General features: G+C 59.3%; 7 protein-coding genes. All 7 read left to right on the top strand.

The genetic code is table 11. The features are described 5' to 3' along the window. Positions 1–71: 71 nt before the first annotated feature. The 7 genes from boxC to B9Z52_RS04970 all read left to right on the top strand — a co-directional run bounded on the left by boxC (position 72) and on the right by B9Z52_RS04970 (position 13,265). Complete coding sequence (gene boxC, locus B9Z52_RS05000; RefSeq protein WP_108412753.1) at positions 72–1,730, top strand: 2,3-epoxybenzoyl-CoA dihydrolase; 1,659 nt, start codon at positions 72–74, stop codon at positions 1,728–1,730. Between the two features lie 23 nt (positions 1,731–1,753). After that, positions 1,754–3,181, top strand: coding sequence for a benzoyl-CoA 2,3-epoxidase subunit BoxB (gene boxB, locus B9Z52_RS04995; RefSeq protein WP_108412752.1), 1,428 nt, complete (start codon positions 1,754–1,756; stop codon positions 3,179–3,181). 341 nt (positions 3,182–3,522) lie between these two features. Beyond that, positions 3,523–4,836 (top strand): benzoyl-CoA 2,3-epoxidase subunit BoxA, encoded by a 1,314-nt coding sequence (gene boxA, locus B9Z52_RS04990; protein WP_108412751.1) that lies wholly within the window; start codon positions 3,523–3,525, stop codon positions 4,834–4,836. A 204-nt stretch (positions 4,837–5,040) separates the two neighbouring features. Further along, a complete protein-coding gene (locus B9Z52_RS04985) occupies positions 5,041–6,687 on the top strand; it encodes an OFA family MFS transporter (RefSeq protein WP_108412750.1) in 1,647 nt (548 codons plus the stop codon). 123 nt (positions 6,688–6,810) lie between these two features. Next, positions 6,811–8,625 (top strand): NADH-ubiquinone oxidoreductase-F iron-sulfur binding region domain-containing protein, encoded by a 1,815-nt coding sequence (locus B9Z52_RS04980; RefSeq protein WP_233251821.1) that lies wholly within the window; start codon positions 6,811–6,813, stop codon positions 8,623–8,625. Next, positions 8,622–11,588 (top strand): molybdopterin-dependent oxidoreductase, encoded by a 2,967-nt coding sequence (locus B9Z52_RS04975; RefSeq protein ID WP_108412749.1) that lies wholly within the window; start codon positions 8,622–8,624, stop codon positions 11,586–11,588. The genes B9Z52_RS04980 and B9Z52_RS04975 overlap by 4 nt, the downstream gene beginning before the upstream one ends. Positions 11,589–11,786: 198 nt before the next feature. Beyond that, positions 11,787–13,265 (top strand): sensor histidine kinase, encoded by a 1,479-nt coding sequence (locus B9Z52_RS04970; RefSeq protein ID WP_146182787.1) that lies wholly within the window; start codon positions 11,787–11,789, stop codon positions 13,263–13,265. Positions 13,266–13,279 lie beyond the last annotated feature (14 nt).

Below are 13,279 nucleotides of genomic sequence, written 5' to 3'. Positions count from 1 at the left end.
CTTCCAATCAACATGCAGCGAAATGCATTTTTTGACCGAAGTCAAACCCATTCCTTCCATCGGAGACACCCATGACAACATCGCCACAGGTTGACTACCAAACCAACCCTTCCCAATACAAGCACATCAACTTGGCCTTCGATGGCGAGATCGCGACCTTGTCGATCAACATCAACGAAGACGCTGGCATCCGTCCTGGCTACAAACTGAAGCTCAACAGCTATGACTTGGGTGTGGACATCGAATTGCATGACGCGCTGCAACGCATCCGCTTCGAGCATCCCGAAGTGCGCTCGGTGGTGGTGACCAGCTTGAAAGACCGCGTGTTCTGCTCCGGTGCCAACATCTTCATGCTGGGTGTGTCCACCCACGGCTGGAAAGTGAACTTTTGCAAGTTCACCAACGAAACCCGCAACGGCATCGAAGACTCCAGCAAGCACGACGGTCTGAAATTCGTCGCGGCCCTGAACGGCGCTTGCGCTGGCGGCGGCTATGAGCTGGCCTTGGCATGCGATGAAATCGTGCTGGTGGACGACCGTTCTTCTTCGGTGTCTTTGCCTGAAGTGCCTTTGCTGGGCGTGTTGCCTGGCACCGGCGGCCTGACCCGCGTGACCGACAAGCGCCATGTGCGCCACGACCTGGCCGACATCTTCTGCACCAGCGTGGAAGGTGTGCGCGGTCAAAAAGCCGTGGACTGGCGCCTGGTCGACGCGATCGCCAAGCCCGCCGTGTTCAAGGACGTGGTCAAGGCACGCGCCACCCAATTGGCCGCTGGCAGCATCCGCCCTGCAGGCGTCAAGGGCGTGGAACTGACCCCTTTGAACCGCACCATCGCTGCCGATGCGCTGACTTACACCAACGTCACGGTGGAGATCGACCGCGCCAAGCGCATCGCCACCTTCACCGTCAAGGCCCCAGCTACCGCACAGCCTACCGACATCGCGGGCATCGAAGCCGCAGGCATGAACTGGTGGCCGCTGCAAATGGTGCGCGAACTGGATGACGCTATCTTGCACATGCGCACCAACGAACTCGACATCGGCACCTGGGTGCTCAAGACAGCTGGCGACGCCGCCGCCGTGTTGGCCTCGGACGCCACCATGCTGGCCCACAAAGACCACTGGTTTGTGCGTGAAACCATCGGCCACCTGCGCCGCACCCTGGCCCGCATGGACGTGACCTCGCGCAGCCTGTTCGCCCTGATCGAAGAGGGGACATGTTTTGTCGGCACACTTGCCGAATTGGCTTTCTGCGCCGACCGCGCCTACATGCTGGCGCTGCCGGACGACGAGGCCAAGGCCCCCAAGATCCAGCTGAACGAAATGAACTTCGGTTTCTTCCCCATGGTCAACGACCAAACCCGCCTGCAGCGCCGCTTCTACGAAGAAGTGCCGGCCATGGAAGCCGCTCGCGGCGCCATCGGCAAAGCGCTGGACGCTGACGCGGCTTTGGCCCTGGGCTTGGTGACTGCAGCCCCTGACGACATCGACTGGGCGGACGAAATCCGCCTGGCCCTGGAAGAGCGTTCGTCCATGTCGCCTGACGCGCTGACCGGTCTGGAAGCCAATTTGCGTTTCGCCAGCCAAGAAAACATGCTCACCCGCATTTTTGGTCGCCTGACCGCCTGGCAAAACTGGATCTTCCAGCGCCCCAACGCCGTCGGCGAAAAAGGTGCCCTGAAGGTCTATGGCAAAGGCGAAAAAGTTCAATTCGATTTGAACCGCGTTTAAAAATTTTTCACCAGGAGAACATCATGTCCGGTATCAACTACAGCGAAAAAATCCCCAACAACGTCAACCTGAGCGAAGACCGCACGCTGCAACGCGCCTTGGAGCAGTGGCAGCCCAACTTCATCAACTGGTGGGACGACATGGGCCCCGAAGGCTCCACCGACATGGACGTGTACCTGCGCACCGCCGTGAGCGTGGACCCGCAAGGCTGGGCCCAGTTCGGCCACGTCAAGATGCGTGACTACCGCTGGGGCGTTTTCATGAACCCCGGTGAGCAAGACCGCAAGATCCATTTTGGTGACCACATCGGCGAAAAAGCCTGGCAAGACGTGCCTGGCGAACACCGCGCCAACCTGCGCCGCATCATCGTGACGCAAGGCGACACCGAGCCCGCATCCGTCGAGCAACAACGTCACCTGGGCCTGACTGCGCCCAGCATGTACGACCTGCGTAACCTGTTCCAGATCAACGTCGAAGAAGGCCGCCACCTGTGGGCCATGGTGTACCTGTTGCACAAATACTTCGGCAAAGACGGCCGTGAAGAAGCCGACGCCCTGTTGCAGCGCAACAGCGGCAACGAAGACAATCCACGCATCTTGCAGGCCTTCAACGAGAAGACCCCTGACTGGTTGTCCTTCTTCATGTTCACCTACTTCACCGACCGTGATGGCAAGTTCCAGTTGTGTGCCTTGGCCGAGTCGGCTTTCGACCCCCTGGCCCGCACCACCAAGTTCATGTTGACCGAAGAAGCACATCACATGTTTGTGGGCGAGTCTGGCGTGAGCCGCACCATCCAGCGCACCGTGGATGTGATGAACCAGCTGAAAACCGACGACGTGGCCAAGCTGCGCGCTGCCGGTGTGATCGATCTGCCGACCATCCAGCGCTACATCAACTTCCACTTCTCGGTGACCATCGACTTGTTCGGTGCCGACGAGTCGTCCAACGCGGCCACTTTCTACAGCTCCGGCTTGAAGGGCCGTTACGAAGAAGGCAAGCGTGGTGATGACCACGTCTTGAAGGGCAACAGCTACAAGATCCTGTCGGTCGAAGACGGCAAGCTGATCGAAAAAGAAGTGCCGATGCTCAACGCCTTGAACGAAGTGCTGCGCGACGACTACATCACCGACTCCAAAGGCGGCATCGAGCGTTGGAACCGTGTGATCAGCAAAGCGGGCATTCCTTTCACATTGAAGGCACCGCACAAAGCCTTCCACCGCAACATCGGTTCTTTGTCCGGCTCCAAAATCACGCCCGATGGCCAAGTGGTGACCGACGAGCAGTGGATGGCGCAAGTGGCCGAGTGGTTGCCCACCAACGAAGACCGCGCTTATGTGGCCAGCCTGATGGGCCGTGTGGTCGAGCCAGGCAAGTTTGCCAACTGGATCGCGCCACCCGTCATGGGCATCAACCGTCAGCCTGTGGACTTTGATTACGTTCGCTTCAACTGATGCGTTGATTCACTGATCGACTGCTGCCTCTGCTTTGTTGCGGGGGCGGCAGTTGACAGAGGAAGGGGCGGGTTCCTCATAACGGGGTACCGAAAAATCGTCACCCGCCCCTTCCTCTGTCAACTGCATGGGGTTTGTCATCCACAAACGCCTGTAGACTGCCAAAGCTTGAATCGGCCTTCAGCTGTGGGATGGCTTGGGGCGGGGCGCCGATTTCTGGTACCCCAGTATGAGGGCCCCCGCCCCAAGTTATCGCGCAGCGGTCTTTGCAGACCCAGACCCCAGCCGCAGCAGTTCCGATAGACACAAAACACAACACCGAAAGCCTGAGGAGGCATTCCATGAGCACAGACATCCTGATCAAACAGCACGTCATCGACCCCGAGATCTGCATCCGCTGCAACACCTGCGAAGCGATCTGCCCGGTGGGCGCGATCACGCACGACTCGCTCAACTACGTGGTCAAGGCCGACATCTGCAACGGTTGCATGGACTGCATCTCACCATGCCCGACAGGCTCGATTGACAACTGGCGCATGATGCCCAAGGCCAAGGCCTACAGCATCGAAGAACAACTCAAGTGGGATGAACTGCCTGCTGAACTGAGCGCCGAAGAACTGGCTGCGGCTGGTGGTGGCGATGCGGGCGCTGCTCAGGAAGAAGCGCAAGCCGCTGTGCAAGCGGCCGCCGCCTCGTCGGCATCGGCGGTCACAACCGCCGTTGCCTCGGGCTTCAACTCCGCCCAGTTCGGCGCGACCATTCCCCCTTGGTCGGCTGCGCATGCCTACACCAACCTGTATGGCCCCAAGGCTGCCGAGAAAACCATCACCGCCACCGTCACCGGCAACCTGCGCGTGACCGAAGTCGGCAAACAGGATGGCCAACACGATTACGACACCCACCACATCGTGCTCGACTTCGGCAACTTGCCTTTCCCCGTGCTCGAAGGCCAGTCGATCGGCATCTTGCCCCCAGGCGAAGACGCCAAAGGCAAGCCGCACCACGCCCGCCAGTACTCCATTGCCAGCCCCCGCAATGGCGAACGTCCCGGCCACAACAACCTGTCGCTGACCATCAAGCGCGTGCTCGAAGACCACGACGGTCAACCGGTGCGCGGCGTGGGCTCCAACTACATGTGCGACCTGAATGTGGGTGACAAAGTGCAGGTGATCGGCCCGTTCGGTGCCAGCTTCTTGATGCCCAACCACCCCAAGAGCAACATCGTCATGATCTGCACCGGCACGGGCTCTGCACCCATGCGCGCCATGACCGAATGGCGCCGCCGCCTGCGCGCCAGCGGCAAGTTCGAAGGCGGCAAGTTGATGCTGTTCTTTGGTGCACGCACGCCTGCCGAGTTGCCGTACTTTGGACCGCTCAACAACTTGCCCAAAGATTTCATCGACATCGAATTCGCTTTCTCTCGTGAAGCAGGCAAAACCAAGCGCTATGTGCAAGACGCCCTGCGCGACCGTGCTGCCGATGTGGCGGCGCTGCTCAAAGACGGCAACACCTGTTTCTATGTGTGTGGCCTCAAGAGCATGGAAGAGGGCGTGGTCATGGCGCTGCGCGACATCGCACAAAACGCCGGTCTGGACTGGGAAGCCATCGGTGGCGTGCTCAAGAAAGAAGGCCGCCTGCATTTGGAGACTTATTGACTTATTGATTCATTTGAATTTTTTTAATCATTCCAATGAAAACTTTGAGCGGGTAGCAGGCCATGGTTATCCCTCGGTTTGATCTGGATTGTTGGTTTATGTAAGTTTTTGTTCAGTATTGACGTTGATCCTGCAAGTTCTCTTGATCCAAGTTATGCCGACGACGCGGCTTGATCAACATCAATGAACTTCTGGAGTACTTGGATGACGACTCAATCACCTGGTTGGTTGGACAAAGAACGGATCATTGCCGGCCCCGGCTTTAACCGTTGGTTGGTCCCTCCTGCAGCTTTGGCCATTCACCTGTGCATTGGCATGGCGTATGGTTTTTCGGTGTTTTGGTTGCCGCTGTCCAAAGCGATCGGCATCAAGGATGCCGTCAAATGTGGCCCTGATGTGGGGTTCTGGGCGCAACTGTTCACCACCAGTTGCGACTGGCAAATTTCAACCTTGGGTTGGATGTACACCCTGTTCTTTGTGTTGTTGGGCACCAGTGCGGCCACATGGGGCGGCTGGCTCGAGCGCGCAGGTCCCCGCAAGGCGGGTGTGGTGTCGGCCCTGTGTTGGTGCGGCGGCATGTTGCTGTCGGCCTTGGGCATTTACCTGCACCAGTTCTGGCTCATGATTGTGGGCTCCGGCATCATCGGCGGCATTGGGCTGGGCTTGGGTTACATATCGCCCGTTTCGACCCTGATCAAGTGGTTCCCCGATCGCCGCGGCATGGCCACAGGCATGGCCATCATGGGCTTTGGCGGCGGCGCGATGATTGGCTCGCCTTTGGCCGCTGACCTGATGAAGTATTTCGCCACCCCCACCGACGTGGGTGTGATGCAAACTTTCATCGTCATGGCCTTGGTGTACTTCGTGTTCATGATGGCCGGTGCTCTGGGTTACCGCGTGCCTGAAACGGGTTGGAAGCCAGCGGGCTGGACCCCACCCCCTGCACAGGCCAACAACGCCATGATCACGCAGCGCCATGTGCATGTGAGCAAAGTCTGGGGCATTCCCCAGTTCTGGCTGATCTGGATGGTGCTGTGCATGAACGTGAGCGCAGGCATCGGTGTGATTGGCATGGCTTCGCCCATGCTGCAAGAAGTCTTTGGTGGCACCTTGATCGGTGTTCCTGCCAAGTTTGGTGACCTGGACAAGGACCAACTCAAAGCCATTGCCACGGTGGCTGCGGGTTTCACTGCGCTCTTGAGCTTGTTCAACATTGGTGGCCGCTTTTTCTGGGCCAGCCTGTCTGACAAGCTGGGTCGCAAGCTGACCTACATCGTGTTTTTTGTGCTGGGCGGCGTGCTGTATTTCAGTGTGCCAGGCAGCGCCGCTGCGGGCAGCATTGTGTTGTTTGTCGCCGCTTTCTGCATCATCTTGAGCATGTACGGTGGTGGCTTTGCAACTGTGCCGGCTTACTTGGCCGACATTTTTGGCACACAAATGGTGGGTGCCATCCATGGCCGCTTGCTCACGGCATGGGCCACGGCGGGCGTGCTTGGCCCGGTGGTGGTGAACTACATGCGCGAATACCAACTGGGCTTGGGCATCCCGCGTGAACAGGTTTACAACCAAACCATGTACATCCTGGTGGGCATGCTGGTGGTGGGCTTGATTTGCAATTTGCTGGTCAAACCACTGAACGACAAATGGTTCATGACGGCAGACGAGCTGGCCCACGAAAAACGCTTGGCCCACGAAAAGGCGGTCGCCTCTGAAGTGGTGCGCGGTGGTGAAGCCTCAGGGTCGGATGCTGTGAACCCCATGTTCGTGGCCTTGGCTTGGGTGGCTGTTGGCATTCCCTTGGCTTGGGGCATCTACCGCACCTTGCTCAGCGTCGCGAAGTTTTTCGCCTGATGCACGCCTAGTCACGTCGGGCCAAGCGCCTGATCAAGCCCCGCTGCCGCAGTCATTGCGTTGGCGGGGCTTTTTGGTTTGTGCAAAACCGCGTGTGCACGCTTATGTTTCAATCGATCCTCCATGAAAATTTCACAAAATTCAGTCTCCGATTCGTCGCCTGCCGTGACCTTGGCCACGGTCGATGACATGCGTCAACGCATCCGTTCCAAAAGCAAACTCAAAGGCCGTCAAACAGACGATGCTTCTTTGGCCGCTGTGCGCGAATTGTTGGGTGCGGCACCGCATCGGCGTGATCTGTTGATCGAACACTTGCATGTGCTCAATGACCATTTCGGCGGGCTGCACGATCACCATCTGGTGGCGCTGGCCAAAGAGATGAACATCCCAATGGCCGAGGTGTACGAGGTCGCGACCTTCTATCACCACTTTGAAGTGATCAAGGGTGACGAGGCCGCGCCTGGCCTGACCGTGCGGGTCTGTGATGGCTTGAGCTGTGAGCTGGCTGGGGCGCAAGATTTATTGGCCCGGTTGCCCCAAATTTTGGGTTCAGGCGATGTGCGTGTGATCGCAGCGCCTTGCATTGGCCGCTGTGAGCAAGCGCCTGCGGTGGTGGTGCACCAGCACCCCGTGCCCTTTGCCACCACCGAGGCGGTGGCCAAGGCCGTCACTGCCAACTTGCACGGCCACCCCAAGGCTGCAGACCAAGCGCAGTTCGATGCGGCAGCGTTGGCAGAACAAGCGGTCTCGCCTGTGTCCGATGTGAGCACCGCGCCCGCCTATGTGGGCATGGACGCGTATTTGGCGCAAGGCGGTTACGCCTTGCTCAGGGACGTCGCGTCGGGGCGTCTCGACGCAGAGTCGTGCATCCAGGCCATGGAAGACTCGGGCCTGCGCGGCTTGGGTGGCGCGGGCTTTCCGGCCGGGCGCAAGTGGCGCATCGTGCGCGACCAAACCGCCCCCAAACTGATGGCTGTGAACATCGACGAAGGTGAACCTGGCACCTTCAAAGACCGCACGTACTTGGAGCGCGACCCGCACCGTTTTTTGGAAGGCATGCTGGTGGCCGCGCAGGTGGTGGGCATTGACGCTTGCTACATTTATTTGCGTGACGAATACCACGGCTGCCGCGCACTTCTGGAGGCCGAGTTGGCCAAGTTGCAGGCGAACCCGCCTTGCAAGTTGCCCTTGATCGAGCTGCGCCGCGGTGCCGGGGCCTACATCTGTGGCGAAGAGTCCGCCATGATCGAAAGCATTGAAGGCAAACGGGGTGAGCCGCGCATGCGCCCGCCTTACATCGCGCAGGTGGGCCTGTTTGGCCGCCCGACGCTGGAGCACAACTTCGAAACCCTGTTTTGGGTGCGCGACATCGTGCAGCGGGGGCCGCAATGGTTCAGCAGCTTTGGCCGCAATGGGCGCAAAGGCTTGCGCAGTTTCAGCGTCAGCGGACGCGTCAAACACCCCGGGGTGAAACTCGCGCCAGCGGGCATCACGGTCAAAGAGTTGATCAACGAATACTGCGGCGGCATGGCCCCAGGCCATGAGCTGTATGCCTATTTGCCAGGTGGCGCTTCGGGTGGCATCTTGCCCGCCAGCATGGGGGACATTCCCCTCGACTTTGACACCCTGCAGCCGTATGGCTGCTTCATCGGTTCAGCGGCCGTGATTGTGTTGGGACACCAAGACAAAGCCCGCGATGCTGCTGTGAACATGATGAACTTCTTTGCCCACGAAAGCTGCGGGCAGTGCACGCCATGCCGTGTGGGCACGGCCAAAGCGGCCGCTTTGATGGACGCCCCGGTCTGGGACAACGCCACACTGGAAGACCTCAACGTGGTGATGACCGACGCCTCCATTTGCGGTCTCGGTCAAGCGGCACCCAACCCGGTGCGCTGCATTCAAAAATATTTTCCTCAGGAAATTGGAGCATCGCTGTGAACGCACCGACCTCTTTGTCCGAAGTGACCCCCAAAACCGTCGAATTCAAGCTCGACGCCCAAACCATCCATGCCTATGAGGGCGAAACCATCCTCAAGGCCGCCAAGCGCCATGGCATCGATATCCCCCACCTTTGCTACAAGGACGGGTACCGCGCCGACGGCAATTGCCGCGCTTGCGTGGTCGAGATTGCAGGCGAGAGAACACTGGCCCCCAGTTGCTGCCGCAGCGCCACCGAGGGCATGCAAGTGCAGGCCCAGAGTGAGCGCGCCGTCAAAAGCCAGAAGATGGTGCTGGAGATGCTGCTGTCTGACATGCCCGACGTGGGACACAAATGGAACGACGCTGACGTGACCGGTCAGGGTGCAGCTACCGACACGGGGCAGCACGGTGAACTGAGCGACTGGGCCAGCCGCATGGCCGTGACGGTGCGCCCTGAGCTGAAAGCTTTGCGCCGCGAACAGCCGCAGACCGATGTCTCCCATCCCGCCATGGCCGTGAACCTGGACGCCTGCATCCAATGCAACCGCTGCGTTCGGGCTTGCCGTGAAGAGCAGGTCAATGGCGTCATTGGTTACGCCTCGCGCGGCGCGCACAGCGAGATCGTGTTTGACCTGGGCGATGCCATGGGCGACAGCACCTGCGTGGCTTGTGGGGAATGTGTGCAGGCCTGCCCCACAGGCGCCTTGATGCCCAAAACCCAAGTGGGCACGCAAGTGGTCGACAAAAAGGTCGATTCGGTGTGCCCATTTTGCGGCGTGGGCTGTTTGTTGACCTACAACGTCAAGGACAACGTCATCGTGAGCGTGGACGGGCGCGACGGGCCTGCCAACCACAGCCGCCTGTGCGTCAAAGGGCGATTTGGCTTTGACTACGCCGCCAGTCCCCAACGCCTCACAGTGCCCTTGATCCGCAAGGACGGGGTTTCCAAAGATCCAGAGTTGCTGAACCGTTTGAACCGCAGCATGTCCGAGCACGGTGCCGATTGGTCTGAGGTGTTCCGCGAAGCCACTTGGGAAGAAGCGCTGGCTTTGGGCGCTGGCCGCTTGAAAGACCTGCGCGACCAATTCGGCCCCAAGTCCTTGGCCGGTTTCGGTTCAGCCAAAGGCAGCAACGAAGAAGCCTACTTGTTCCAAAAACTGGTGCGCACCGGATTTGGCTCCAACAACGTCGACCACTGCACACGCTTGTGCCATGCCTCCAGCGTGGCCGCTTTGCTGGAAGGCGTGGGCTCAGGCGCAGTGAGCAATCAGGTGAATGACGTCGAACACTCAGACTTGATTTTTGTCATTGGCTCCAACCCGACGGCCAATCACCCTGTGGCCGCGACCTGGATGAAAAATGCCGCCAAGCGCGGCGCCAAAATCGTGCTGGCCGATCCACGGGTCACCGACATTGGCAAGCACGCCTGGCGCACCTTGCAGTTCAAGCCCGACACCGATGTGGCCATGCTCAATGCGCTCATCCATGTGGTGATCGAAGAAGGCTTGGCCGATCAGGACTTCATTGCCCAGCGGGCCAACAATTACGAAGCCCTGAAAGAAAACGTCAAAGGCTACAGCCCCGAGGCGATGGCACCCATTTGCGGCGTGCCAGCAGAAACCTTGCGCGAAGTGGCACGCGAGTTTGCCAAAGCCAAAGGCGCCATGATCTTGTGGGGCATGGGCGTGAGCCAGCACGTCCACGGCACCGACAATGCCCGCTGCTTGATCGCCTTGGTCACCGTGACTGGCCAGATTGGCAAACCCGGCTCGGGTCTGCACCCTTTGCGTGGCCAGAACAACGTGCAAGGGGCTTCAGACGCGGGCTTGATCCCGATGATGTTCCCCAACTACCAACGCGTCACCAACGGGGCGGCGCACGCCTGGTTTGAGGACTTCTGGAGCACCCCGCTGGATGCCCAACCGGGCTACACGGTGGTGGAAATCATGCACAAGATCTTGGCACCCGAGGCCGATGCGCACAAGGTGCGCGGCATGTACATCATGGGCGAGAACCCCGCCATGAGCGACCCGGACTTGAACCATGCCCGCCATGCCTTGGCCTCGCTCGAGCATTTGGTGGTGCAGGACATCTTCATGACCGAAACCGCCTGGCTGGCCGATGTGGTGTTGCCCGCGACCGCTTGGCCCGAGAAAAACGGCACCGTCAGCAACACCGACCGCATGGTGCAATTGGGCAAGCAAGCGATCGACCCACCCGGCCAGGCCAAACCCGATTTGTGGATCATCCAGCAGATGGCCGAGCGCATAGGCGCTTATGCTTCCCACACCCAGTTGACCCCCACAGGGGATTGGGGCCGTGGCCGTCCACTGGCCTGTGGTTATGAAGGCGAGTTCGATGGCGTGGCCGAGGTGTATGACGAAATGCGCCGTGCCATGCACTCCGCCATCTCGGGCATCACTTGGGACCGTTTGCAGCGCGAGTCCAGCGTCACTTACCCTTGCTTGACCGCGGATGACCCGGGGGCACCCACGGTTTTTATTGACCATTTCGCGACCGAAGACGGCCGCGTGAATCTGGTGCCCGCTGACATCATTCCTGCTAACGAGCGGCCCGATGCCCAATACCCCTTTGTGCTGATCACCGGGCGTCAGCTCGAGCATTGGCACACGGGCAGCATGACCCGCCGCGCCACCGTGCTCGACGCCATCGAGCCCATGGCCACGGCATCGATGTGTGGCGGCGACATGGCCCCATTGGGCTTGAGCACAGGCGATGCGCTCACGATCCAATCGCGCCGGGGCCAAGTCACCCTGCATGTCAGGCGCGACGATGGCACTCCCCCAGGTGCGGTGTTTGTGCCCTTTGCGTATTACGAAGCGGCGGCCAACCTGATGACCAATGCGGCGCTGGACCCGTTTGGGAAAATCCCAGAGTTCAAGTACTGCGCGGTGGCCATCCGGGCGGGGGGCGTGCCTTCTGCTGTGGCCGGCTACGGGACCCACGCTTTGATGCCTTGATCATGCGCCTTGGAGCCCTCTCAGCTTCGTCCTGCTCGGGTGCAGCCGGGTCCCAGCATGCGCATGCTTTTCGATGACCAGATCCGGGCCTTGACCGCATAATCACTGCCTATCATCGACCGTGTGTCTGGGCCTTATTGGGCTCATCACGGGATTGACCAACCCGATTGGCCAAGGAGGCTTTTTTTGAATCTGGATGTGCAAATCCTCTTTTGGGTAGATGCTTTTTTGTACCTGATGCTGCACGCAGCTTTGTGGTACGGGCTGGCGCGATTTCGCAGCCCTGTGGCGGTGCTGTGGAGCGCCTCGGGTATTTTGAGCGCGCTCAGCCTGTGCGTGTTGGGCAGCAAGGGCCTGATCCACATTGACCATGTGGTCGTGTTCGGCCAGTTGTTGATGGCTTTGGGCAATTGGGGACGTCAAATCGCTTTGCGCTCGCTGGATGGGCCACCCGATGCCCGCTGGATGTGGGGCATGGGCCTGTTCAACGTGCTGACCTTGGGCTTGAGCTTTGGCCTGCATTTTTCGGGCGCACCCGAAAGCACCATCATGGTGGTGTTCTATTCGTTCTACGCCCTCAATTGCATGGAGTATTACTTGTCGGGACGCCGCATGGCTGAAAGCCATGACAGCCTCGGCGCGACTTCCGTGAAGTGGGCTGGCCTGGTGCTGTCGGGCAGTTTGGGCATCAAGGCCTTGGCCATGATGACCGGTGTGGGCTCGGTGGATGTGTACGAGGCTTCATGGGACCACGCGGTGGTGTTCGCCGGGCAATTTGGTGGCATCGTCCTTCTGAGTGTCGGCTTCATGCAGATCTTCATCGACCAGGCGCATCGCTCGAAAATGGCAGTGCAGGAGCAGCTCGCACGGCAGCAAGAACATGCGCTGCTGGCAGAGCAACATTCTCAAGCCTTGTCGGACTTGCTGGCAGAACGCGAAGAGATCATCCGACAGTTGACCTTGTCCAACAAGAGTGCGGGCATGGGCGCTTTGGTGGCCAGTTTCGCGCATGAACTCAACCAGCCTCTGGCAGCCACCTTGCTGCACGCTGAGCTGATTCAGAGTTTGATGAAGTCAGCCATTGAAGGAGGACGCCCAGCTGACCCTCAGTTGCTCGATACCGTGGCCAGTCACATCGTCAGTGATACCCAGCGCGCTGCTGACATCATTCGCAAATTGCGTAACTTGTTTCGCACAGGCAAGGGCGAATTTTCCAAACTCGATTTCAAACAACTGGTGCTGGACGTTCTGGACATCGTGCAAGTCAAGGCCGTACAAAATAAGGTGCAAGTTGTCACTCAATTTGATGACAGCTTCTATTTGTATGGCGACGCGACACAGCTGCACCAAGTGGTGTTGAATTTGGTGACCAATGCCATCGATGCCATGGGCGATATTGAGCACCGTCAGCGTGTATTGCAGGTCCGTGGATGGGTGTCTTCCGCTTACCTTGAGCTGGAGATTGAAGACAATGGAACGGGAATTTCGTTGGAAAAGCAGGCGCAAGTGTTCAGCCTGTTCAAAAGCACCAAATCAGAAGGTATGGGCGTGGGCCTGTGGCTCAGTCAATCGATTGTGGCATCGCACGGTGGGACCTTGAATTTTTCCAGTCAACCGGGGCAGGGCACAATATTCTTACTCCGTTTGCCTTCCACAGATGACATGTTGCCCAGTTGATCGAGAATGCCTGC

The sequence above is a fragment of the Limnohabitans sp. Jir72 genome, from assembly GCF_003063575.1.
Taxonomy (GTDB): domain Bacteria; phylum Pseudomonadota; class Gammaproteobacteria; order Burkholderiales; family Burkholderiaceae_C; genus Limnohabitans_A.
This window is presented reverse-complemented; position numbering and strand designations above follow the sequence as displayed.

What these genes read in the sequence shown, in the direction of transcription:
- boxC (WP_108412753.1), top strand. Translation starts at nt 72, where the DNA reads ATGACAACATCGCCACAGGTTGACTACCAAACCAACCCTTCCCAATAC.
- boxB (WP_108412752.1), top strand. Translation starts at nt 1,754, where the DNA reads ATGTCCGGTATCAACTACAGCGAAAAAATCCCCAACAACGTCAACCTG.
- boxA (WP_108412751.1), top strand. Translation starts at nt 3,523, where the DNA reads ATGAGCACAGACATCCTGATCAAACAGCACGTCATCGACCCCGAGATC.
- B9Z52_RS04985 (WP_108412750.1), top strand. Translation starts at nt 5,041, where the DNA reads ATGACGACTCAATCACCTGGTTGGTTGGACAAAGAACGGATCATTGCC.
- B9Z52_RS04980 (WP_233251821.1), top strand. Translation starts at nt 6,811, where the DNA reads ATGAAAATTTCACAAAATTCAGTCTCCGATTCGTCGCCTGCCGTGACC.